Raw genomic sequence first — 23,404 nt, 5'->3', positions numbered from 1 at the left:
CGCGCAGGCGCCGCCCTCCGCCGCCCGCCGCTGCGGCTGGGCCATCGGCTGCGCGACGTCGACCGCGCGGTCGGTGCGGGCGACGAGCGCCGACAGCTCCTGGAGCGCCTTGATCTGGTCGGCCACCACCCGGCGCATCTCGCCGGTCGCGTCCTGGGTCTCCCGCGGCAGCTCCAGCACCCCGCGGGCGAGGTCGGAGCGGGTCGCGTCGAGGTCGCGGCGGATCGCCTCCGCCATCTCCCGCAGGCCGGCGACCTGGGCGCCGAAGGCGGTCTGCGCCTCGTCGAGGCCCGAGCGCATCTCGCGGGACGCCGCCTCGATCGCCGCGCGCACGGCCTGCGCCGTCCGCTCGCCCTCGGCCCCGGCGCTGCCCTTCAGGTCCTCGAAGGCGCCGGTCACCCGGGCCCCGGCCCCCTCCGCGGCGCTGGCCAGCGACTCGGCCACCGCGCGGGCGCGCTCCTCGGCCGCGCGCAGGGTCCGCTCGATGCCCTCCGAGAAGGTCGAGCCCTGCGCCTCCAGGCCCGCGGCGCGGGTCTCGAAGGCGTCGAGGGCCGTCCGCAGCGCCTGCTCGCGGCCCGACAGCGCGCCGCCGACCCGCTCCTCGATCGCGCCCAGCGCGGCCGCCGCCCGGTCGAGGGCCGCCGCCTGCGCGGCGGTCTGCTCGCCCACCGCCCGGCCGCGGCCGTCGAGGGTCTCGGCGAGGTCCGACGCCTCGCGCAGCGCCCCCTCCGAGACCCCGCGCAGGGCCTCGACCTGGGCGGCGACGCCGTCGGTGGCGCGGCCGGTCTCGGCCGCGATCCGCTCCAGCGCCCCCTGGATCTGCTCGACCCGGCCGGCGAGCCCCTGCTCGATCCCGCCGAGATTGCTGCCCGCCCCGGCCACGAGGTCGGACAGGGCCGCGTTGGCGCCCTCGACCCGGGCCAGCAGGTCGGAGAGGTCGCGGCCGAGCCGGTCGCCGGTCCGGGCGAGGTCGGCCAGCGTCCGGCCCGCGCCCGCGTCGACGGCGGCGCGCAGGGTCTCGGCGGAGGCCCTGGCCTGCTCGGCCAGTTCCTCGGTGCGGGTCCGCAGGGTCTCGGCCAGCGGAGCGCCGGTCTCGGCGAGCGTCCGCTCGATCGCCTCGGTCCGCTCGGCGAGCGTCCGGGTGAGGTCGAGCACCGGCCCCTCGACGGCGGCGCGGAAGCGGTCGAGCTGACCCTCCAGGCCGGTGCCGACGGCCCCGCCGCGCGCCTCGATCCCCGAGAGCAGGGCGCCGCCCCGCTCCTCGATCGCCCGCACCAGCGTCTCGGCGCTGCCGGCGAGCCGCCGGGCCAGGCCCTCGCCGCGTGCGTCCACGAGGGCGCCCATGGCGTTCGCGCGCCGCTCGAACCCTTCGCCCATCGCCGCGGCGCGGGCATCGATCAGCGCGGCCACCGCCGCCTCGCGCCGCTCCAGCGTCTCGGCGAGCGCGGCGGTGTGGGTCTCGACCAGCTCCGCGTGCGCCCGGGCCCGCTCCTCCAGCGCCGCCACGAGGCCCGCCGTGCGCGTGTCCATCAGCCCGTCGAACGCGTCGTGGCGCTCGTCGAAGGCGGTGGCGAGCGCGTCGGCGCGCTGGGCGACCAGGGTCGCGAACAGCCGCATGCGGCTATCGATGCGCTGGGTGAACGCCTCGGCGCTGGCATCGACCTCGCGGGTCAGCGCCGCGGTGCGGCCCTCGACCACGCCGTCGAGGTCGCGCAGCCGGGCGTCGAACGCCTCGGCCAGGGCGCCGGTGCGGCCCTCGGCCGCCTCGGCGAGCGCCCGGGTGCGGCCCTCCATCGCCGTGTCCAGCGCGGCGTGCGCCTCGTCGAAGGCGGCGCGCAGGGCCTGGGTGCGCGCCTCGACGGCGCCGGCCATCTCCTGGGCGCGGCCCTCGACCGCGGCGCCGAGCCCAGCCTGGGCGCGGTCGAGCAGGGCGCGCAGGGTCTCGACCCGCGCGTCCATCGTGTCGGCCACCGCCGAGGGGGCTTCGTCGAGCAGGCCGCGCAGGGCGCGGATCTGGGCCTCGACCGCCTCGGCGGTCGCGCGGCCGCGGCGCTCCACGAGGTCCCCGAGACCGGCCTGGGCCTCCTCGAACAGGGCCCGCAGGGCACCGGTCCGCTCCTCCAGGGTCCGGGCGAGCTGCTGCTCGCGGGCCTCCAGCAGGCCCGCCACCGCCGTCGGCGCCTCGTCGAGCACCGCCCGCAGCGCCCGGGTCTGCGCCTCGACCGTGCCGGCGATCTCCCGGCCGCGGCCCTCGACGGCCTCGCCGAGCCCGGACTGGGCCGCGTCGATCAGCGCCCGCAGGGCGCCGGTCCGCTCCTCCAGGGTCCGGCCGATGCGCATCTCGCCCGCCTCCAGCAGGCCGGCCACGGCGGACGGCGTCGCGTCCATCGCCGCCCGCAGCGAACGGGCCTGCGCCTCGACCGCCTCGGCGATCTCCCGGCCGCGGCCGGCGACGGCGTCGCCGAGCCCGTCGCGGGCCTCGTCGAGGAGCGCGCGCAGGGCGCCGGTCCGCTCCTCCAGGGTCCGGGCGAGCTGGTGCTCGCGCGTCTCCAGCAGCCCGGCCAGGGCGGCCGGCGCCTCGTCGAGCAGGGTGCGCAGGGTCAGGGCCTGCGCTTCGAGCGCGCCGACGACCTCGCGGCCGCGGCCCTCGACGGCGTCGCCGAGGCCGGCCTGGGCCTCCGCGACCAGCGCCCGCAGGGCGCCGGTCCGCTCCTCCAAGGTCCGGCCGATCCGCTGCTCGCCCGCCTCCAGCAGGCCGGCCACGGCGGCGGGCGCCTCGTCCATCGCCGCCCGCAGCGCCCGGGCCTGGGCCTCGACCGCCTCGGCGATCTCCCGGCCGCGGCCGGCGACGAGGCCGTCGATCTCGGCCTGGGCCCGGCCGAACAGGTCGCGCAGCTCCGCGAGCCGCCCGTCGAGCTGCTCGGCCACGCCCGCGGGCGCCGTGTCGAGCAGCGCGCGCAGGGCCTCGGACCGCTCCGCGATCGCCGCGGCGAGCGCGCCGCCGCGCACCTCGACGAGGTCGTGCAGGCTGCCCTGCGCCGCCTCGAACAGGCCGCGCAGGGCCTGCGTGCGTCCGTCGAGGGTCGCGGCGAGCTGGCGCTCGCGCCCCTCCACCAGGGCTGCGACCGCCGCGGGGGCCTCCTCCAGCATCGCGCGCAGGGTCTGGATGCGGGCGTCCACCGAGGCGGCGAGGCGGCCGCCGCCGCCCTCCACCACCCCGTCGAGGGCGGCGTGCGCCTCCTCGAACAGGACCCGCAGGCCGCGGGCGCGCTCATCCAGGGTCTCGGCGAGGCGGGTGCCGCGGCCTTCGACGAGGCCTTCCAGAGCCCCGAGGCGCGCGTCGAACAGGCCGCTCAGCGCCGCCGTGCGGGACTCCAGGGCCTGCGTGGCGCCGCCCAGCGCGCCCTCGACCGCCTCGACCAGCGCGCGGGCGCGGCCGTCCAGGGCCTCGTTCAGCGGGCCGGTGCGGCCGTCGAGGGTGCTCGCGAGGCTGGCGGCGTGGCCGTCCAGCATCGTGCGGATCTGGTTGGTGCGGTCGTCGAGCAGGCCGTGGACGGTGCGCACGCCCTCGTCGAGCAGGCCGCTGATGTCGCCGGTGCGGCTCGCCAGCGTGTGGCCGAGGCGGCCCTCGCCCTCGCCCAGCATGCGCTCGGCGTCGGCGATGGTCTGCTGGAGCTTGGCGAGCACGCTCTCGCCGCGCCGGTCGATCAGCTCGGCGAGCGAGGTGCCGCCGCGGTCGAACAGGCGGCCGAGTTCGGTGATGCGGGTGCCGACGGCGCCGAACACCGCCCGGCCCTTCTCGTCGAGCTCCTGCGACATCGCCGCGGTGCGCTCGTCGATCAGGCGGCCGAGCAGGTCGGAGCGCTCGCTGAACGCCGCCCGCACCGCCTCGGTGCGCGCCGACAGGGCGGCGTCGGCCGCGCCGGCGCGCTCGTCGACGAGGCGGACGATCTCGGCCACGCGCTCGGTCAGCGCGCCCTCCAGCTCGCGGGTGCGGGTCTCGACGGCGCCGGTCAGCGCGGCGACGCGCTCGGCCATCGCCGCGTCGAGGCCGCCGGTGCGGCCCTCGATCTCCGCGACCAGCGCGCGGGTGCGGCCGGTCAGTTCCTCGTCCACGGCGCGGGTGCGGGCCTCGATCAGGCGGATCGCCTCGAAGGCCTGGGTCCCGAAGCTCTCGTCCACGAGGCGGGCGCGCGCCTCCAGCGCCCCGCCGATCTCCTCCAGGCGGCCGAGCACGCCCGCGTCGAAGCGGCCGGCGCCCTCGTCGATGCGGCGGACCATCTCGGCGGTGCGCCGGTCGATCTCCGCGCCGAACCCGCCGGTGCGCGCGTCGAGGTCGCGGCCCGCGTCGGCGATCCGCGCGTCGAGCGTCTCGACGAGGCCGCGTCCGCCCTCGGCCATGATCCGGGCCATCTCGCCGGAGCGGGCGACCAGCGCCTCGTTCAGCGCGGTGGCGCGGCCGCCGAGGTGGCCGTCGATGTGGCTCACGAGCCCCGCGAAGGTCTCGGTGACCTCGGCGGCGCGCTTGGCCGAGCGCTCCTCCAGGCCGCCGAGATGCCCCTCGATCGCCTCGCCCGCCGCGCGGGCGTGGCCGGCGATCGCCTCGGCGAAGGCGCCGCCCTTGACGGTGATGAGCCGGTCCATCGCGTCGAGGCGCGCGCCCACGGTGTCGCCGAGCGCCGCGGTGTCGCGGCCGATGCGGTCGGCCAGGATGTCGCCGCGGGCGATGGTCTCCTGCAGGGCGGCGAGGCGGTTGCCCAGCGTCTCGTCGATCGCCCGGACGCGCCCGTCGGCGGTCTCGGCGAAGGCGGCGCCGGTCTGGTTGAGGGTGTCGGCGATGCGCGCGCCCTGGCTGGCGACCGCCAGCACGATGTCGCGGCCGGTGCCGGCGATGCGGGCGTGGGTCTCCTCGGCGTGGCCGGCGAGCATGTCGGCGACGCCGCGCCCGTGGCCGCCGAGCGCGGCCTCGATCTCGCCGATGCGGGCGGCGAGGTCGGCGGCGATCCCCTCCGCCGTGCGCACGAGGGCGCCGGTGGCCTCGTCCGAGCGCTCGGCCAGGGCCCGGTCGACCTCCGCCAGCGCCGCGCGCAGGGCGGAGACCGCGGCCGCGCCGCGGGCGCCGAGCTCGGTGCCCGCCCGGTCGGAGGCGTCGCGGAAGCGGGTCAGCAGGATCGCCGACTCGGCCTCGACCGCGCCGGTCATCTCGGCGGAGGCGCCGCGCAGGGCCTCCAGCGTGCCGGTGAGCCGCGCCACGGCCTCGGCCGTGCGGTCCTCGGCGGTCCGGCCGGTCTCCTCGGCCGCCCGGCGCAGCGCCTCGGCCGCCTCGGCCGCCCGCTCCGACAGGCCGGCGGCGGAATCCGCGAGCCGGCGCTCCAGCACCTGCACCGCCTCGACCACCCGGGCCTCGACCGAGCCCGCCGCCTCGGCGGAGACGCCCCGCAGGCTCTCCAGCGTGCCGGCGAGCCGGGCGGCGACCTCGGCCGTGCGGGTCTCCGCCGCCGCGGACGTCGTCTCGGCGGCCAGCCGCAGGGCCTCGACCGCCTCGGCGGTGCGGCCGCCGACCGCGCCGGACAGCTCCTCGACCGCGCCGCGCAGGGTCTGCACCGCCTCGCCCGCGCCGGTCTCGAAGCCGCGGCCGAGGGCGGAGAAGGCCGCCTCCAGGCGCTCCGCCGCCTCCCGGGTGCGGCCGGCGACGAGGCCGCCGGCCCGCTCGGCCGCCGCGCCGAGGCGGATCTCCAGGTCGGCGCCGTCCACCGAGATCGTCTCGTGCAGGCGGGCGGCGACGCCCTCCATGCGGGCGGCGAGCTCGCCGCCGCGGCCCGCCACCGCCTCGCCGATCCGCTCGGCGGTGCCGGTCAGGTCGTCGCGCACCGCCTCGGCCCGCGCGGTCAGGGTCTCGACGAGCCCGCCCGCGGCGAGCGCCAGGGCCGCCTGCGCCTCGCGGCCGCGGCCCTCGATCGCCTCGGCGACGCCGCGCCCGGTCTGCGCGATCTCGGCGCCGAGCGCCGCGCCCCGCTCGGCGAGGTCCCCGGTGAAGGCCGCGCCGGTCTCGGCGAAGCGGGCGGTGATCTCGCCGCCGGTGGCCGCGAACCGCTCGGCCAGCGCGCCGCCCGTGGCCGCGAACCGCTCGGTCAGCTCGGCGCTGCGCGCGAGGACGGCCGCCTCCAGGTCCCCGGCCGAGCGCTCGAAGCTGGCGCGGACCGCCGCGCCCTGGCTCTCGATCGCCGCGCCGACGCCCGCGCCGGTCTCGGTGAGGCTGCGGGCCACCTGGGCGGCGCTCTCGGCGAGCCGCCCGGTCAGCGCCGCGCCGGTCGCCTCGAAGGCGCCCGTGACCTCCCCGGCCCGGACCTCGAAGCCCCGGGTCAGGTCCTCGCCGACGCTGTGCAGGCTGTCGCGCACGCCCTCGCCGGTGGCCGACAGGCGCTGGATCAGGTCCTCGCCGCGGCCGGTCATGACGCCGACCACCCGCTCGCCCGCCTCGCCGAGGGAGGCGGTGATCGCCGCGCCGCGGGCGTCGAGCGCCCCGGTGACGCGCTCGCCCGCGCCGTTCAGGGCGGCGACGATGCGCTCGGCCGCGCCGTCGAGTTCCTGGGAGAGGTTCTGGTGGGAGCCGGTGATGGCGCCGCGCACGCGCTCGGCGTTGGACACGATCGACTCGCGCTGGGCCACCAGCTCGTCGACCAGCGAGCGGATGCGGATCTCGTTGTCGGAATAGGCGCGCTCCAGGGTGGCGATCTCGCCGCGCACCAGGGTCTCCAGCTCGCCGGCCCGGGCGAGCGCCCGCTCGACGCCGTCGCCGACCGCGGCGACCTCGCGGCGCACGGTCTGCGACATGGTCAGCACCGCGTCGGTGGAGAAGCTCTCCGGCTCGGCGAGCCGGATCGCCACCTCACCCACCGCCCGGGCGACGAGGCGCATCTCCTGGGCGCGCACCGCGAGCATCGCGGCGATCACGAACAGCAGCACCGGCCCGAACAGGGCCGAGGCGCCCACCGTCGCCTGGAGCGCGGTGAGCCCGGAGAGGAACCCGGAGAGGTCGCCCCCCGACTGGCTCCACGCGATGGCGCCGAGCGCCGCCATCCAGGCGAGGCCGGCCGCGAGCGCGACGGCGTAGGGCGTGCGGGAGGGGCGCACCCGCAGGGTCTGCTGGAGGACCCCGATGTTGCGCCGGTCGTCGTTGGCCACGAGCGAGCGGTCGGGGGGCAGCAGGCCGCCCTCGCGGCGCGGCCGCTCCTGGCCGGGGGGCGGCAGGTCGGAGGCGAGCGGCGCGTCCTTCGCCTCCCGCGCCGTCTCCCGGTACGCGTCCCGGGGCGGGTCGAGGTCGAGGCGCGGCGGCGTCAGCCGGCCGGCCGGGTCGAGCAGGGGCTCGGCGTCGCCGACGTCGGGCAGGCGCGGCTCGGTGCGGGCTTCCGCCCCGTTCGGCGTCAGGGCGTCGAGGTTCAGCGCCTGCTCGATCGCAGACAGCGCCGCCTCGGCCGGGTCCTTCAGCTTCTTGTCGGTCGCCATCCAACGCCTCGCCACGCGCGGCCCCGGCGCGGGGCGCCAGGGTCACAACCACCCGTTTACCATCGAAGATTAGACGCGGGCACCCGAGACCGGATACCCGGGCCGCCGGCCGGCCCCAGGATTCGTTAACGCAATGGTTACCGCGGTTACCGCGCCCCGCCCGCCTCGCCGGCCCCGCCATCCTGCCGCAGACGGGGGGCCGGGGGCGACCCCGGCGCCGCGCGCGGGGCGCTTATCGTGTGGATCGAGCAGGAGCCCCGCATGACGGGCCGTGATATGGGCAGTGATACGGGCAGGGACGCGAGCGGGGACACGGGCCGCGATCCGGCGATCGACCGCGCCGCCCTCGACGCCCAGACCGGCGGCGACGCCGACCTCGCCCGGGAGGTGCTCGCCCTGTTCGCCGGGCAGTGCGGCGCGATCCTGCCGCGGCTGACCGACCCGGCCCTGCCGGCGGCCGCGCGCGCCGACCTCGCCCACACCCTGAAGGGCTCGGCCGCGGGGGTGGGCGCGGCCCGGGTGCAGGCGCTGGCCGGCGCGGCCGAGGCGGCCCTGCGGGCGGGCGGCGACGCGCCGCTCGACGCCCTCGCCGCATCCGTGGCGGCGGCGCTCGCCGAGATCGCGCGCGGCCCCTGACACCCGGGCGGCCGCGGCGATCGATCCGGCGGACGTGACCGCCGACACGCTTGCATTCCGCCGCCCGTGCCGCCAAGCAGGCACCGCCGCCCGTCGGGCCCCGGAGAGGGCCCGGCGCGAGCCCGGAGCCTCTCGCATGCCGAAGATCACCTACGTCGACCACGCCGGGGCGGAGCGGACCATCGAGGGCAGCGTCGGCGCGACCGTGATGGAGACGGCGTTGCGCAACAACGTGCCGGGCATCGACGCCGAGTGCGGCGGCGCCTGCGCCTGCGCCACCTGCCACGTCTACGTCGCCGAGGACTGGATCGAGGCGGTCGGCCGGGCCCAGGACATGGAGCAGGACATGCTCGATTTCGCCACCGACGTGCGCGAGAATTCCCGCCTGTCCTGCCAGATCAAGATCACCCCGGCGCTGGACGGCCTGACGGTGACGACGCCGGCCCAGCAGGGCTGATTTTTTTCGAGACTTCGGTTCCAGCCTGCGACCCGCCGGGGGGCCGCCGAGGACCGCGCTCCGACGGGTCGGCTAACCGTCCGCGGCGATCCGCCGGCAATGGTCGAGCGCCGCCCGGATCAGGTTGTCGCCGGCCTCCGCCGTGCGGAAGGCGGAGTGGGCCGAGAGGGTGACGGTCGGCAAGGCCGTGAACGGATGGCCTGCCGGCAGCGGCTCGACCGCGAACACGTCGAGCCCGGCCCCGGCGAGGCGGCCGGCGCGCAGGGCCGCCTCCAGCGCCGCCTCGTCGACCAGGGCGCCGCGGGCGGTGTTGACGAGGAGCGCGCCCGGCTTCATCGCGCCGATCCGCTCGGCCGAGAGGAAGCCGCGGGTCTCGTCGGTCAGGAGGAGATGGAGCGAGACCGCGTCGCTCTCGGCGAGCAGCCGCTCCAGGGGGACGAACGCGACGCCCGGATGCGTCCGCGGGGTCCGGTTCCAGGCCAGCACCCGCATGCCGATCCCGGCGCAGAGGCGGGCCATCTCCGCGGCGATCCCGCCGAAGCCGACGAGGCCGACCGTCTTGCCGGTGAGCTGGAGCCCGTCCGTGCGCTGCCAGGTCCCGGCGCGCATCTCCCGGTCCATCCGGGCGAAGCCCCTGGCGGCCGCCCAGAGCAGCCCGAAGGCGCACTCGGCCACCGCGGTGTCGCCGTAGCCCTTGACCGTGTGGACCGCGATCCCGCGTTCGTCCCGCAGCGCCTCCGGGTCCATGTAGCTGCGCGCGCCGGTGCCGAGGAACACCACGTGCCGCAGCCCGGCGCAGGCGCGGGCGACATCGAGGGGCAGGGCGGTGTGGTCGATCACCGCGATCCCGGCCTCGCCGAGCACGCGGGGCAGGTCCGCCGGCGCGATGTTGGGGTCGCGGTTGATCGCGAGCCGGTCGCCCGGCTCCCGCAGCCGCTCGGCCACCGCGGCGAGCGCCGGGTTGGCATCCACGAACACCGCGTCCATCGGCCCCTCCTCGCCCTCGCGAGCGACCTACCACAGATTCCGCCGTCCGAGGGGGGCGTTTCCGAAGGGCGGGCCCTCGCGGGCCGTCAGGGCAGGGGCCCGCCTCGGCGCGACAGGGCATCGCGCAGGATGCGCGGGATGACGCCGCCCGCCGCCAGCACCGCGACTTCGAGGCCGGTCTCGACGGCCGCCCGCGCGGCGAACGCCTCCGCCGTCCCGTCGCCGCGCAGGATCGCGACCTGGATCTCGGCGCGCGGGCTCAGGCGCTCGGCCGGCGCCTCGACCCGCACCCGGTCGCCGGGGCGCAGCCCGAGCGCGGACGGGTGGCGGTCGCCCGGCAGCAGCAGCGGCAGGATCCCCATGTTGACGAGGTTCGAGCGGTGGATGCGCTCGAAGCCCGCGGCCAGCACCGCCCGCGCGCCGAGCAGCGCCGCCCCCTTGGCCGCCCAGTCCCGCGACGAGCCCATGCCGTAGCGCTCGCCCGCCACGATCACGACGCTCCGCCCCGCCGCCCGGTAGCGTTCGGCCGCCCCGTACAGGGGCAGGATCTCGCCGGTCGGCGCGAACACGGTGCTGCCGGGCGGGATGCCCTCGCTCAGCAGGTTCCTCACCGTCTTGTTGGTGAAGAGCCCCCGCACCATCGCCTCCCAGTTCCCGCGCCGGGCGGAGAACACGTTGAGGTCCCCCGGATCCTCGCCGCGCGCGATCAGGTAGGCGGCCGCCGCGCTGCCCTGCGGCACCGCGCCGGCCGGCGAGATGTGGTCGGTGGTGATGTCGTCGCCCACCACCAGGATCGGGTCGGCCTCGTAGGTGCCGAGCCTGTCCTCGCCCCGCACCGCCGCGAACGGCGGGCGGCGGATGTAGGTCGAGGCCGGGTCCCACGGGTAGAGCGGCGTGGTCGGCGCGTCGAGGGCGGCCCAGGCGCGGTTGGCCTCGGCCTCCGCGTAGGCCGGGCCGTAGTCGGACGCCCGCGTCGCCGCGGCCATCGCCGCGTCGATCTCGGCGCCGGTGGGCCACAGCTCGGCGAGGTGGACCGTGCGCCCGTCCGGCGCGGTCGCGACCGGCCCGCTCAGGATGTCGCGGTCGACGTCGCCCGCGAGCGCGTAGGCCACCACCAGCGGCGGCGAGGCGAGGAAGCCCGCCTCCAGTTGCGGGTGCACGCGGCCGGGGAAGTTGCGGTTGCCCGACAGCACCGCCACGGGCAGGACTCCGCGGGCGGCCGCCGCGTCGAGCACCGCCTGCGGCAGCGCCCCGGAATTGCCGATGCAGGTGGTGCAGCCGTAGCCGACGATGCCGAAGCCCAGCGCCTCCAGGTCGTCCAGCAGGCCGGAGCGGCGCAGGTAGCGCTCGGCGGTGGGCGAGCCCGGCGCCAGCGAGGTCTTCACCCAGCCCTTCGGCCTCAGCCCGAGCGCCCGCGCCTTGCGGGCGAGCAGGCCGGCGGCCAGCAGCAGGCGCGGGTCGGAGGTGTTGGTGCAGCTCGTGATCGCCGCGATCGCCACGCACGCGTCCGGCACCGGGTCCTCCGGCGTCGGCGGCGACACGCTCCCCCCGCGCATCGGCGCCAGCGCCGCGCGCGTCCGGTCGGGGGTGAGCAGATCCTGCGGCCGGCGCGGGCCGGCCAGCGCCACCGCCACCGTGCCGAGGTCGAGCTCCAGGACCTCGTCGTAGACCGGCCGCGCGTCGGGGTCGAACCACAGGCCGGTCCGGCGAGCGTAGGCTTCCACGAAGGCCGCGTGCGCGGGGGTCCGCCCGGTGGCCACGAGGTACGCCACCGTCCGCGCGTCCACGGGGAAGTAGCCGGACGAGGAGCCGTACTCGGGCGCCATGTTGGCGATCACGGCCCGGTCGCCGGCCGACAGCGTCGACACGCCGGGGCCGAAGAATTCGACGAAGCGGCCCGACAGCGCGATCCCGCGCAGCAGGTTCGTCACCCGCAGCGCGAGGTCCGTGGACAGCACGCCCTCGCGCAGGGAGCCCGTGAGGCGCACGCCCACCACCTCCGGCACCCGCATCATCACGGGCATGCCGAACATCACGCTCTCGGCCTCCAGGCCGCCGACGCCCCAGGCGACGACGCCGATGCCGTTGATCATCGGCGTGTGGCTGTCGGTGCCGATCAGGGTGTCCGGCACCGCCCAGGTGACGCCGTCCCGCACCTCGGTGGTGACGACGGTGGCGAGCCGTTCGAGGTTGATCGTGTGCATGATGCCGGTGCCGGGCGGGTGCACGGTGACGTTGGTCAGGGCGCGGGTCGCCCACTTCATGAAGCGGTAGCGCTCCGCGTTGCGCCGCAGCTCGGTCTCCATGTTGCGCGCCGTCGCGTCGGGGCGGGCGAACACGTCCACCGCCACCGAGTGGTCGCTGGAGACATCGACCGGCAGCACGGGGTTCAGGCGCGTGGGGTCGCCGCCGGCCTCGGCGAGCGCCGAGCGGGAGGCGGCGATGTCCACCAGCGCCGGCCCGCACGTGGTGTCGTGCATCAGGATGCGGCCGGGATGGAACGGGATCTCGGCCCCGCTGCGCCCGCACGCGAGCCAGTCCGGGACGATGGCGCGCGCCGGGTCGTCGGGCGCGGTGCGCCGCAGGAGGTTCTCCAGCAGCACCCGGTGCAGCCAGGGCAGCCGGGCCAGCGCCGGCCCGGCATAGGCGGGCAGGTCACCGACCCGGCAGAGGCGGCCGGCGAGGAGGACGTCCGCAGTCGATGTCATGGCAGCCAATCCGGGGAACGAGGACGTGCGGCAGCGGTCGGGCGACCTGCGTGACCCCGCGGATGCCCGGGCGGGCCGACGCCGCCGGATGCCGCGCGGCGGCGACCCGGGCAAGCCCTCCCCGTAACTGGACTTGTTGATCGTAAAATGCAATACGGGGGATCGCCGGGATGGGCGGTGACGCCCATCGACGGCCGCGTCGAACGCCGCCGCTTCCGCGGAAGCCGCCGGACCGGTCGCGCGCGATACGATAAAGAGCGGGAGGGATCGCCATGCCGAACGCGTCGACATCGCTGTCAGGCGATGACGCCCTCGAAGCGTCGACCATGCGGAAGGTGAACTGGCACGTCATCCCCTACCTGATGATCTGCTACATCATCGCCTACGTCGATCGGGTCAACGCGGGCTTCGCCGCTCTTCAGATGAACGGCGACATCGGCCTCACGGCAGCGATGTTCGGGCTGGGCGGCACGCTGTTCTACATCGCCTATACGGCGTTCGAGATCCCCAGCAATGTCGCGATGGCGAAGGTCGGGCCGCGCATCTGGATGGCCCGGATCATGATCACGTGGGGCATGGTCGGCGTGCTGGCCGCCTTCGTCCGCAACCCGACCGAGTACTACGTCACGCGCTTCCTGCTCGGCGCCGCGGAGGCCGGCTTCTTCCCCGGCGCGCTCTACTACGTGTCGCAGTGGTATCCGATGACGCATCGCGCCCGGGTCGTCGCGACGTTCTCCGTGGCCGTGCCGCTGTCGCTGTTCATCGGGTCGCCGATCTCGGGCGCGCTCATGGAACTGAACGGCCTGCTCGGCCTGCGCGGATGGCAGTGGATCTTCATCCTCGAGTCGATCCCGGCGGTGCTGATGGGCGTGTTCTCGATCGTCTTCCTCGTCAACAGGCCCGCGGACGCGAAGTGGCTCACGGCCGACGAGCGGGCGTGGCTCGTGCGCACGCTCGATGCCGAGCAGGCGCACAAGAAGCACGTCGGCCATATGTCGCTGAAACAGATCGTCACCAACAAGTACGTGGTTCTGTTCGGCATCATCTTCGCCGGCGCCTCCGCGACGAGCAACTCCCTCGCGCTGTGGATGCCGCAGATCATCAAGTCCTTCCATCTCACCAACCTGGAGACGGCGCTCACCGCGTCGATCCCCTACGGACTGGCCTGCGTGGCGATGGTCTACTGGGGCCGGCGGACCGACAGGACGGGCGAGCGCGTCTGGGCGACCGCCATTCCGCTGGCGATCACGTCGATCTGCCTGGCGAGCACGAACCTGACCGGCTCGCTCACCGTGACCGTCGCGCTGCTGAGCGTGGCGCTGGCGGCCAACTACTCGATCAAGGGACCGTTCTGGTCGCTGGTCGGGACCTACCTGAACACGCAGACCGCGGCGGCCGGCTTCGCGACCGTCAACACGATCGCGCATATCGGCACCTCGATCACGACGTCGCTGATCGGGGTCATACGCGACAGGACCGGCAGCTTTCCCCTCGCCCTTCTCTCGCTGGTCTGCCTGACGACGGTGGGCGCGCTGCTCGTCGCGTGGCTCGGCGATGGCGAGCGGCGGGCGGCGGGGACGGACGCGCCGGCTCCCGCGCCGGAGACCGCGCCCGCGTCCGCTCTGCGTGGTAAGACCTGAGCGGTTCACGGGCCGCCGTGCCGACAGGATCATGCCATGCGTTCGACGACGAGCACGTCCGTTCCCGACCTTCAGGCGGGTCCCGGCCGCCGGTGACCGGAAGGGGACCGAAGCCGGGCAGCCACCTGCCGCAGAAGATCGCGCAGTCCATCCTCGATCTCATCGCGGCCGGCGAGATCGGCGTCGGCGAGCACCTCAGCACCCCGAAGCTGGCGGAGCGCTTCGACGTCTCGCGCTCCCCCGTGCGGGAGGCCCTGCACCTCCTGGCGGAGCGCGGCGCCATCGCGCAGGAGCGCAACCGGGGGTTCTTCGTCCAGGCCAGCTCCGTCCCGGCGCCGGATGAGGCGCAGGACACCTCGGACGAGGAGCCGGTCGGCTACCTCGCCGTCGCCGGGGATTGGCTCCGGGACCGGATCCCGGCGGAGGTCACGGAACAGTTTCTCCGGGAGCGGTTCGCCTTGAGCGCCGCGCAGCTCGCCCGGGTGCTGGCGCTGGGCTCGTCCGAGGGGTGGGCCGAGCGCAGAAGCGGCTACGGCTGGCGCCTGCTTCCGGTCGCCAAGACCCCGGACGCCCTCGAACAGATCTACCGCGTCCGCCTGGTCGTCGAGCCGGCCGGCCTCCTGGAGCCGTCGTTCCGTCTCGATCGGCGGGTGCTGGACGCTCAGCGCGCGACGCAGCGCCGCCTGCTCGACGGCGGCATCCGGACGCTGCCCGCCACCGCCCTCGTCTCCGCCGGCGCGCAGATCCACGAGGACATCCTGCGCATGTCGGGCAATCCGTTCCTGGCGCAGACCCTGGTCCGCCTCAACCGCGTGCGCCGGCTGATCGAGTATCAATCGATGGTCGATCGCGAGCGGCTCTACCGTCAATGCCGCGAACACCTGGACCTGCTCGACCTGATCGAGCGGGGACAGAACGTGGACGCGTCCCACTTCCTGCGCAGCCACCTCAACGACGCGCTCCTAGTCAAGCTGGCGATCCACCGGGCGGGCGCCGCGGCGCCCGCGCCTTGAACTCCGGCCCGGCCGGCGCGGACCGCCTTGCCGAACGCCCATTATGTGGCTATTGATTCAGACAAAGCCAATCTTGGGGCGGTCGCCTCGGTTCGGTCGGGGAGGAAGCGGATGCGGATGATCGTTCTGCCGTGCGACGGCATCGGACCCGAGATCGTGGCGGCGGCGATGGACGCCCTGAACGCCGCCAACGACGCGTTCGGGCTGGGCTTGCGTTTCGACTACGACGACGTCGGGTTCGTCAGCCTGGAGAAGCACGGCACGACGCTGCGCCAGGAGGTACTGGAGCGCGCCAAGACCTACGACGGCATCATCCTCGGCACGCAATCCCACGCCGACTACCCGACCCCGGACAAGGGCGGCCGGAACGTCTCCGGAGGCTTCCGGATCGGCCTCGATCTGTACGCCAATGTCCGTCCGGCGCGCACGCGTCCGTTCCTGCCCTCGAACATGCGGGAGGGCCGGAGCATGGACCTCGTGATCATGCGCGAGGCCACCGAGGGCTTCTATCCGGACCGCAACATGAGCCGCGGCTGGGGCGAGATGATGCCGAACCCGGACATGGCGCTCTCGGTCCGCAAGATCACCCGTCATTGCAGCGAGCGCATCGCGCGGCGCGCCTTCGAGTGGGCCATGCGCCGCCGCAAGAAGGTCACCGCCGTGCACAAGGCCAACAGCTTCCACATGACGGACGGGCTGTTCCTGGAAGCGGTGCGCCACGTGGCGCGGGACTTTCCGGAGGTGGCCCTCGACGACCTGCTGATCGACGCCTCCACCGCCCACCTCGTGAAGGAGCCGGAGCGCTTCGACGTGATCGTCGCCACCAACTTCTACGGCGACATCATCTCGGACCTCGCCAGCGAATTGTCCGGGAGCCTCGGGCTGGCGGGCTCGATCATGGCGAGCGACACGACCTGCTGCGCCCAGGCCCAGCACGGCTCCGCGCCGACCATCGCCGGGCAGGATATCGCCAACCCGACCTCGATGATCCTGTCGGTCGCGATGCTGCTCCAGTGGATGGGCGATCACCACGGGGCGGACGCCTTCGCGCGCGCCGGCGACGCGATGACGGCCGCGGTGGATACGGTTCTGGCGGACGCGAGCGCGCGCACGCGGGACCTCGGCGGAACGCTCGGCTGCCGCGCGTTCGGCGCGCGGGTCGCCCAGGCCATCCAGGGCTGAGCGCGGACCGGGGAGCCGTCCCATGCACGCCGTCGACCCCACCGTGGTCCGGGACCTGGCCCCGACCGGCCGTCTCCGGGCCACGATCAACCTCGGCAACCCCGTGCTGGCGCAGGCCGACCCGGCCACGGGGGAGCCGCGCGGCGTCTCGGTGGACCTCGCGCGCGAACTCGGCCGGCGCCTCGGCGTGCCGGTCGAGCTGACCACCTTCGACACCGCCGGCAAGGCGTTCGCCGCCTTGCGGGACGGCGCCTGCGACGTGGGTTTCCTGGCGATCGACCCGGCGCGCGCGGCGGAGCTCGCCTTCACCGCGCCCTACGTGATCATCGAGGGCACCTACCTCGTGCCCGACGGTTCGCCGCTCCGCGCGGTGGCGGATGTCGACCGGCCCGGGGGGCGCCGCGGGGCGGGGCGCAACCCCGCATCCGCCCCCCACCCTGGCGCGCGCGCGCGCGCGCGCGACGCTGGTCCACGCCCCGACATCGCGGGACGCGCTGGAGCTGTTCGCCCGCGATCGCCTGGAGGCGGCCGCCGGCGTGCGCCAGCCGCTCGCCGCGTTCGCGGCCGAGCGTCCCGGATTCCGCGTGCTGGCGGGGCGGTTCATGGCGATCGAGCAGGCCATGGCGACGCCCAGGCGCCGCGGCGGCGCGGCGGTCGAACACCTGACGGGCTTCGTCGAGGCGATGAAGGCCGCGGGCTTCGTCGCCGCCTCCCTCGCGGCCAGCGGCCAGGGCGACGCCGCCGTCGCCCCGCCCGCGGGCGGGGCGTGATCCGCGCCCGGACCGCGTTCGTCTCGCCGCGCCGCGGGCACCCGACCGTCGCGTGCGACGGGGCCGAGACGCGGACGGCGACGCCCGCCGGCTCGGACATCCGGCCTACCTTCCGCACCGGCCGACGCTAGCTATCGCGGGGATCGGCCGCCCGACTCGCGCTGACGCCTCGCCGGGGCGAGCGTGCCGGCGTCTCGCCAGGGCCGCCAAAATCACGAACCGTCACAATAGGATAGCGCCAAGATGGAATTCCTGCACACGATGGTGCGCGTCGCCGACCTCGACCGGGCGCTCGCCTTCTACGTCGACACCTTCGGGCTGACGGAGGTGCGCCGCGTCGAGAACGAGAAGGGCCGCTTCACCCTCGTGTTCCTCGCCGCGCCCGGCGACGCCGACCGCGCCGCGCAGACGAAGTCGCCGTTGCTCGAACTGACCTACAACTGGGACCCCGAGACCTACGGGGGCGGGCGCAACTTCGGGCACCTCGCCTATCAGGTCGACGACATCTACGCCTTCTGCGCCAAGCTGAAGGAGGCGGGCGTGACCATCAACCGGCCGCCGCGGGACGGCTACATGGCCTTCGTGAAGTCGCCGGACGGGATCTCGATCGAGATCCTGCAGAAGGGCGGCGCCAAGCCGCCGCAGGAGCCCTGGACCTCGATGGAGAACACCGGCACGTGGTAGCCGCTTGACGGTCGGGGCGGGGAGGGCGCATTGCCCCGCCCGGATCAGCCGGCCGGGCGGCCGCTCCGGGCTCGCGCCCGGGGAGGAAAGTCCGGGCTTCATGGAGAGACGGTGCCGGATAACCTCCGGCGGGGGCGACCCCAGGGACAGTGCCACAGAGAGCAGACCGCCCCGCGACAGGCTCAAGCCTCCGCGGGGTCAGGGTGAAAGGGTGCGGTAAGAGCGCACCGCGGACGCGGCAACGCGGACGGCACGGCAAACCCCACCGGAAGCAAGACCGAATAGGGGCGGCGCGCCCCGCGACGCGGGGCAGGCCGGCTCTCCAGGCCAGTCGCCCGGGTTGGTTGCTCGAGGCGGTCGGCGACGACCGTCCCAGAGGAATGGCCGCCACGTCCGCGAACGCCTTCGGGCCGAGCGGGCCCTACAGAACCCGGCTTACAGGCCGGCTGATCCGCCGCCCGAATTCCCTCGCGCCCTCAAGGACCTGCGGGCTTGTGCCCTGTCGGCGGGCCCGGGCGGAATCTCATCGGCCGCACACCATCGGTTAACCTTGCCGGGTTCAGATCGGCACGCGGCGCGGGCTCGCCCCCACGCGTTGACGACCCTCCGAGGCCCATGATACCCGGCATCCTCCCGTCCGCGGCGTGTATCGGATCGCCGGGCGCGACCCCCGGCCCCGCGGGTCCCGCCCGTGCGCGGCGTCTCGCGCGCTCCGTCGCCGCTCCCCTCACGCGGGCCGCCCGCGCGCGGCCGGGCTCTGGGCAGCATGAGATCCATCGCGCCACGCATCCGCATCCGGCCGGCGGGCCGGTGGACCGCCCATCGCGTCGGCGCCCGGGACGCGCGGGCATGACCCGTCGCCGCCCCGCACCCGGGACGGTCCCCGCCGGACCGCGGCCGGGCGAGCCCCACATCCCCGTCCTGCTCGCCGAGGTGATCGAGGCGCTCGCCCCCGCGGGCGCGCGGCTGGCGGTCGACGGCACCTTCGGCGCGGGCGGCTACACGCGGGCGCTGCTCGCCGCCGAGCCGGACCTGAGCGTGCTCGCGATCGACCGCGACCCGTCGGCGATCGACCGCGGGCAGGCGCTCGCCGCCGAGTCCAATGGGCGCCTGCACCTCGTCCCGGGCCGGTTCGGCGATCTCGACGCCCACGTGGAGGCCCACCGGGCCGGGACCGGCGCGCCGCCGGCCAACCGCGTCGTGCTCGATATCGGCGTCTCCTCGATGCAGCTCGACACGCCCGAGCGCGGCTTCTCGTTCCGGGCCGACGGCCCCCTCGACATGCGCATGGGCGGGGAGGGGCCGAGCGCCGCCGACCTCGTCAACGGCGCCGACGAGGCGGCACTCGCCGACATCATCTACCATTACGGCGAGGAGCGCCGGTCGCGCGCCGTGGCGCGGGCGATCCACGAGGCGCGCCGCCGCGGGCGGATCGAGACCACCGCGGAACTCGCCGCGCTGGTGGCCGGGGTGGTGCGGGCGGAGCCCGGCAGCCACGTCCACCCGGCGACGCGGACCTTCCAGGGCCTGCGGATCGCGGTCAACGACGAACTCGGCGAGCTGGTGCGGGCCCTGCACGCCGCCGAGCGCGCGCTGGCGCCGGGCGGTCGCCTCGCGGTGGTGACGTTCCACTCGCTGGAGGACCGGATCGTCAAGCAGTTCTTCGCCGCTCGAAGCGGCCGCGGCGGCGGCGGCTCGCGCCACCTGCCGGGCGCGCCGGTCGAGGCGGTGTGCAGCTTCCGTCCCGTGACCAAGGGCCCGGTCCTGCCGGGCGAGGCGGAGGTGGCGCGCAATCCCCGGGCCCGCTCGGCCAAGCTGCGCGCCGCCGTGCGCACCGACGCGCCGGCACCGCCGCCGCTGACGGCAATCCAGGCGCTGGCCAGCCTGCCCGAGGCCCCCCGCGGAGGCCCGCGCCGATGATCCGCCTGCTCAACCTGCTGGCGATCGCCGGCCTCGTGGCCTCGGCGGTCTACGCCTACTCGATCAAGTACGACACGCTCTACCAGGGCGGCCAGGTGTCGAAGCTCCGGGCGGCGCTCCACAAGGAGCGGCAGGCCATCGCCGTCCTGCGCGCCGAGTGGCAGCTCCTGACCCGTCCGGACCGCCTCCAGGCGGCGGTGGAGAAGCACCTCGCCCTGGAGCCGATCGGGATCGCCCATCTCGGGCGGCTCGCCGACCTGCCCGCGCGGCAGGAGCGCGGCGACGAGATCGGCCGCCTGCTCGCGGCCACCGCGACGCCCAAGGAGAAGGGCACGCCCGAGCCGCGCACCACCGGCTCGGTCACCCGCACCGTCACGACGACCCGCACCCCGACCGCTTCGAGGTAGCCGCCCGTGCGCGCACACGACAGAGAGCCGTGGGACCGGCCCGACGCCGGGCCGGGATCCGCCGACCCGGCGTTCGACGAGGCGTCGCACACCGCGGCGCACGGGGCGCTCGATCAGGCGCCCGTCGCGCTCGCGCGCGCGGCGGACGATCCGGACGGGATCGCCCTGCACGCGGCCGACGGCGCGGTGACCGCGGCGGAGGCCGCCGCCCTGCTGCGCGCCGCCGAGCAGGTGGCCCCGGCCGAGCCCCGGGCCGCCCGGCTGCGGCGGCTCCTGCGGGACATGTTCCGGCTGGCGATCGAGCGCTCGCACATGCGGGTCGCGCTGGTCGGCCTCGCCTTCGTCGGCGTGTTCGGGGCGATCTCGACCAAGCTCCTGATGACCGCGATCTTCGGCGAGCCCCCGAGCCAGGAGCACCGGGCGGCGGCGACCGCCTCCACCGCCTTCCGCCCGGACATCGTCGACCGCAACGGCGAGATCCTCGCCACCGACATCCGCACCGTCTCGGTCTTCGCCGAGCCCGGCAACATCTACGACAAGGACGAGGCGGTGGAGCTGCTCACCGCCGTCCTGCCCGAGCTGAACGCCTCGGAGCTGCGCACGAAGCTGACCCAGAAGCCCGGCAAGAAGGGCGTCGGCTTCGTGTGGGTGAAGCGCGAGCTGACCCCGAAGCAGCAGGCCGAGGTCCACCGGCTCGGCATCCCCGGCATCGGCTTCCTGCCCGACCACAAGCGCGTCTACCCGAACGGCTTCGCCGCCGCCCACATCCTCGGCGCGACCAACCTCGACGGCGTCGGCATCGCCGGCATCGAGAAGTACATCGACTCGACCGGGCTCCAGGCGCTTAACAGCGCCGGTTTGGTCGCCAAGCAGGCCGACCTGAAGCCGGTCCAGCTCTCCCTCGACCTGCGCGCCCAGTTCGCGGTGCGCGACGAGCTCGCCAAGGGCATCGAGCACTTCAAGGCCAAGGCCGGCGCCTCGATGATCCTCGACGTGCGGACCGGCGAGGTGATCGCCCTCGTCTCGATGCCCGACTTCGACCCGAACGACCCGAAGGACGCCCTCTCCCCCGACCGCATCAACCGCATGAACGTCGGCGTCTACGAGATGGGCTCGACCTTCAAGGCGATGACGCTCGCCATGGCGCTCGATTCCGGCAAGTACAACGTCAACTCGACGTTCGACACCCGCGGCGGCGTGCTGAACTGGGGCCGGCAGAAGATCCACGAGTACCACGGTACCAACCGGGTCATCACCATGCCGGAGGTGTTCACCCACTCCTCCAACATCGGCTCGGCCAAGATGGCGCTCGGCGTCGGCGTGCCCGGCCACAAGGCCTTCCTGAAGAGGATGGGCCTGACCGACCGCCTGCGCACCGAATTGCCGGAATCGGCCGCGCCGATCGTCCCCCAGCGCTGGACCGAGATCAACACCATCACCATCGCCTTCGGCCACGGCATCGCGGTGGCCCCGCTCCAGGCGGCGGCGGCGGTCGGCGCCATCGTCAACGGCGGCGAGCTGATCACCCCGACCTTCCTGAAGGCCAGCGCGGACGACGTGCGCGCCCACGCGACCCGCGTGCTGTCGCCCCAGACCTCGGAGGCGATGCGCTACATCATGCGGCTCAACGCCGCCGAGGGCTCGGCCAAGAAGGCGTCGGTGCCGTACTACTTCGTCGGCGGCAAGACCGGCACCGCCGAGAAGGTGATCGGCGGCCGCTACAACAAGAACCGGCTGTTCACGACCTTCATGGCGGCGGCGCCGATGAACGACCCGAAGTACCTGTTCGTGACCATCATGGACGAGCCGCAGGGCCTGCCGGAATCGGGCGGCTACGCCACCGCCGCCTGGAACTCGGGCGTGGTCACCGGCAAGGTGATCGAGCGCGTCGCGCCGATCCTCGGCCTGCCGCCGCAATTCGAGCCGCCGGTCCGGCCGTTCCCGCTGATGGTCAAGCTCAACGCCTACCACGTCAACCAGTTGGGCGGCCCGTGACCCGGCTCGGCACCCTCTTCCCGGAGATCGACGGACCGGCCGCGGATCTGCCGGTCGCCGGGCTGACCGCCGACAGCCGCCGGGTCGTGCCGGGCGGCGTGTTCGTGGCCGTGCCGGGCACCCGGGCCGACGGGCGCCTGTTCGCCGCGCAGGCGGCCGGCGCCGGCGCGGTGGCGGTGGCCGGAGAGGGCGCGCGCCCCACCGACCTGCCCGAGGGGACCGCCTGGATCGCCGTCGCGGATGCCCGCCGGGCGCTGGCGCGCGCGGCCGCCGCCCTCGCGGGGCGCCAGCCCGGGACCGTGGTGGCCGTCACCGGCACCGCGGGCAAGAGCTCGGTCGCCGACTTCGTCCGCCAGATCTTCTCGCGACTCGGTCGAGACGCCGCGAGCCTCGGCACGGTCGGGATCGTGACCGACCGGGGCGCGCAGTACGGCTCGCTCACCACCCCCGACCCGGTCACGCTGCACGAGACGCTGGCCCGGCTCGCCGACGACGGGATCACCGAACTCGCGATGGAGGCCTCCTCGCACGGGATCGAGCAGCGCCGCCTCGACGGGGTGCGGCTCGCCGCGGCGGGCTTCACCAATCTCGGCCGCGACCACCTCGACTACCACGCGAGCATCGAGGAGTATCTCGCGGCCAAACTTCGCCTTTTCACCGATCTGCTGCCCCCGGGCTGCCCGGCCGTCGTCAACGCCGACGGCGCCTTCTCGGACCGGGTGATCGCCGTCGCCGAGGGTGCGGGCCGGCCGGTCCGGACCACCGGCCGCGCCGGCCGGGACATCCGGCTCGTGGATGCCCGCACCGAGGGCTTCGCGCAGACCCTCACGCTCGCCAGCGCGGACGACAGCGTCCGGACCGTCCGCCTGCCGCTGGTCGGCGCCTTCCAGGTCGAGAACGCACTGGTCGCGGCGGGCCTCGCCCTCGCCGCACCCGCCGGCGCCGCCGCCCCGGACGGTGTGTTCGCGGCCCTCGACCATCTCACCGGCGTTCCGGGCCGGATGGAGCGGGTCGGCGAGGTGCGCGGGGCCCTGTGCCTCGTGGACTACGCCCACAAGCCGGAGGCGCTGGAGAGCGTGCTCACGGCGCTGCGCCCGTTCGCGACCGGGCGCCTCGTCGCCGTGTTCGGCTGCGGCGGCGACCGCGACCGCGGCAAGCGCCCGCTGATGGGGGCGATCGCCGCGCGGCTCGCCGACCGGGTGATCGTCACCGACGACAACCCGCGCACCGAGGAGCCGGCCAGCATCCGCCGGGCGATCCGCGAGGCGGCCCCGGGCGCCGAGGAGATCGGCGACCGGGCCGAGGCGATCCGCGCCGCCGTGCAGGGGCTGGCGCCCGGCGACGTGCTGGTCGTGGCCGGCAAGGGCCATGAAACCGGCCAGATCGTGGGGGATCGGGTCCTGCCGTTCTCGGACCACGCGGTGCTGCGCGCCGCGATCTCGGAGGTCGGGCCCTGATGGTCCGGCCGGGCACAGGATGCGCGGACATCGATCGGAACG

The 23,404-nt window shown here is 75.3% G+C and carries 14 protein-coding genes and 1 other RNA gene; 12 read left to right on the top strand and 3 right to left on the bottom strand.

Features of this window, described 5'->3' with window-relative positions:
* Positions 1–7,506, bottom strand: a 7,506-nt coding sequence (locus Q8W71_RS16805; RefSeq protein ID WP_305526538.1) for an apolipoprotein A-IV repeat region-like domain-containing protein, incomplete at its 3' end; no start/stop codon positions are given.
* 276 nt (positions 7,507–7,782) lie between these two features.
* Between Q8W71_RS16805 and Q8W71_RS16800 the strand changes: the two genes are divergently transcribed.
* Entirely contained in the window at positions 7,783–8,142 is a 360-nt protein-coding gene (locus Q8W71_RS16800) for an Hpt domain-containing protein (RefSeq protein ID WP_305526541.1), read from the top strand.
* Between the two features lie 136 nt (positions 8,143–8,278).
* Positions 8,279–8,599: a 2Fe-2S iron-sulfur cluster-binding protein gene (locus tag Q8W71_RS16795; protein WP_305526537.1), complete on the top strand. Its 321-nt coding sequence runs from the start codon at positions 8,279–8,281 to the stop codon at positions 8,597–8,599.
* A 72-nt stretch (positions 8,600–8,671) separates the two neighbouring features.
* On the opposite strand, the gene Q8W71_RS16790 is transcribed toward Q8W71_RS16795, so the two are convergent.
* On the bottom strand, positions 8,672–9,586 hold the full coding sequence (locus Q8W71_RS16790) for an NAD(P)-dependent oxidoreductase (protein WP_305526536.1): 915 nt from the start codon (positions 9,584–9,586) through the stop codon (positions 8,672–8,674).
* 86 nt (positions 9,587–9,672) lie between these two features.
* The gene (gene acnA / locus Q8W71_RS16785; protein WP_305526535.1) at positions 9,673–12,294 is read right to left on the bottom strand and encodes an aconitate hydratase AcnA; all 2,622 of its coding nucleotides are present in this window, start codon (positions 12,292–12,294) and stop codon (positions 9,673–9,675) included.
* A gap of 326 nt (positions 12,295–12,620) precedes the next feature.
* Between acnA and Q8W71_RS16780 the strand changes: the two genes are divergently transcribed.
* The 10 genes from Q8W71_RS16780 (at position 12,621) to Q8W71_RS16735 (ending at position 23,362) form a co-directional block, all read left to right on the top strand.
* Positions 12,621–13,934 (top strand): MFS transporter, encoded by a 1,314-nt coding sequence (locus tag Q8W71_RS16780; protein ID WP_305526534.1) that lies wholly within the window; start codon positions 12,621–12,623, stop codon positions 13,932–13,934.
* Between the two features lie 92 nt (positions 13,935–14,026).
* Complete coding sequence (locus tag Q8W71_RS16775; protein WP_305526533.1) at positions 14,027–14,947, top strand: GntR family transcriptional regulator; 921 nt, start codon at positions 14,027–14,029, stop codon at positions 14,945–14,947.
* Positions 14,948–15,058: 111 nt separating this feature from the next.
* The gene (locus Q8W71_RS16770; RefSeq protein ID WP_305526532.1) at positions 15,059–16,129 is read left to right on the top strand and encodes an isocitrate/isopropylmalate dehydrogenase family protein; all 1,071 of its coding nucleotides are present in this window, start codon (positions 15,059–15,061) and stop codon (positions 16,127–16,129) included.
* 22 nt (positions 16,130–16,151) lie between these two features.
* Complete coding sequence (locus Q8W71_RS32920) at positions 16,152–17,030, top strand: transporter substrate-binding domain-containing protein (RefSeq protein WP_370875436.1); 879 nt, start codon at positions 16,152–16,154, stop codon at positions 17,028–17,030.
* Positions 17,031–17,142: 112 nt separating this feature from the next.
* Positions 17,143–17,583, top strand: coding sequence for a VOC family protein (locus tag Q8W71_RS16760; RefSeq protein ID WP_305526530.1), 441 nt, complete (start codon positions 17,143–17,145; stop codon positions 17,581–17,583).
* Positions 17,584–17,627: 44 nt separating this feature from the next.
* Positions 17,628–18,037, top strand: an RNA gene (gene rnpB, locus Q8W71_RS16755) — RNase P RNA component class A.
* 395 nt (positions 18,038–18,432) lie between these two features.
* Complete coding sequence (rsmH, locus tag Q8W71_RS16750) at positions 18,433–19,503, top strand: 16S rRNA (cytosine(1402)-N(4))-methyltransferase RsmH (RefSeq protein WP_305526529.1); 1,071 nt, start codon at positions 18,433–18,435, stop codon at positions 19,501–19,503.
* A complete protein-coding gene (gene ftsL / locus Q8W71_RS16745; RefSeq protein WP_305526528.1) occupies positions 19,500–19,910 on the top strand; it encodes a cell division protein FtsL in 411 nt (136 codons plus the stop codon). The genes rsmH and ftsL overlap by 4 nt, the downstream gene beginning before the upstream one ends.
* Positions 19,911–20,075: 165 nt before the next feature.
* On the top strand, positions 20,076–21,905 hold the full coding sequence (locus Q8W71_RS16740; protein ID WP_370875437.1) for a peptidoglycan D,D-transpeptidase FtsI family protein: 1,830 nt from the start codon (positions 20,076–20,078) through the stop codon (positions 21,903–21,905).
* Positions 21,902–23,362: a UDP-N-acetylmuramoyl-L-alanyl-D-glutamate--2,6-diaminopimelate ligase gene (locus tag Q8W71_RS16735; RefSeq protein WP_305526527.1), complete on the top strand. Its 1,461-nt coding sequence runs from the start codon at positions 21,902–21,904 to the stop codon at positions 23,360–23,362. Before Q8W71_RS16740 ends, Q8W71_RS16735 begins: the two co-directional genes overlap by 4 nt.
* Positions 23,363–23,404 lie beyond the last annotated feature (42 nt).

Source organism: Methylobacterium amylolyticum (genome assembly GCF_030700245.1).
Taxonomy (GTDB): Bacteria; Pseudomonadota; Alphaproteobacteria; order Rhizobiales; family Beijerinckiaceae; genus Methylobacterium.
The sequence above is the reverse complement of the archived record's forward strand: the minus strand, read 5'-3'. Positions and strand labels throughout refer to the sequence as shown.

Bases quoted from the DNA above. Each gene is read 5' to 3' on its own strand.
- Q8W71_RS16790 (WP_305526536.1), bottom strand. From the start codon at position 9,586: ATGGACGCGGTGTTCGTGGATGCCAACCCGGCGCTCGCCGCGGTGGCC.
- Q8W71_RS32920 (WP_370875436.1), top strand. From the start codon at position 16,152: ATGCACGCCGTCGACCCCACCGTGGTCCGGGACCTGGCCCCGACCGGC.
- ftsL (WP_305526528.1), top strand. From the start codon at position 19,500: ATGATCCGCCTGCTCAACCTGCTGGCGATCGCCGGCCTCGTGGCCTCG.
- acnA (WP_305526535.1), bottom strand. From the start codon at position 12,294: ATGACATCGACTGCGGACGTCCTCCTCGCCGGCCGCCTCTGCCGGGTC.
- Q8W71_RS16780 (WP_305526534.1), top strand. From the start codon at position 12,621: ATGCGGAAGGTGAACTGGCACGTCATCCCCTACCTGATGATCTGCTAC.
- Q8W71_RS16760 (WP_305526530.1), top strand. From the start codon at position 17,143: ATGGAATTCCTGCACACGATGGTGCGCGTCGCCGACCTCGACCGGGCG.
- Q8W71_RS16770 (WP_305526532.1), top strand. From the start codon at position 15,059: ATGCGGATGATCGTTCTGCCGTGCGACGGCATCGGACCCGAGATCGTG.
- rsmH (WP_305526529.1), top strand. From the start codon at position 18,433: ATGACCCGTCGCCGCCCCGCACCCGGGACGGTCCCCGCCGGACCGCGG.
- Q8W71_RS16800 (WP_305526541.1), top strand. From the start codon at position 7,783: ATGGGCAGTGATACGGGCAGGGACGCGAGCGGGGACACGGGCCGCGAT.
- Q8W71_RS16795 (WP_305526537.1), top strand. From the start codon at position 8,279: ATGCCGAAGATCACCTACGTCGACCACGCCGGGGCGGAGCGGACCATC.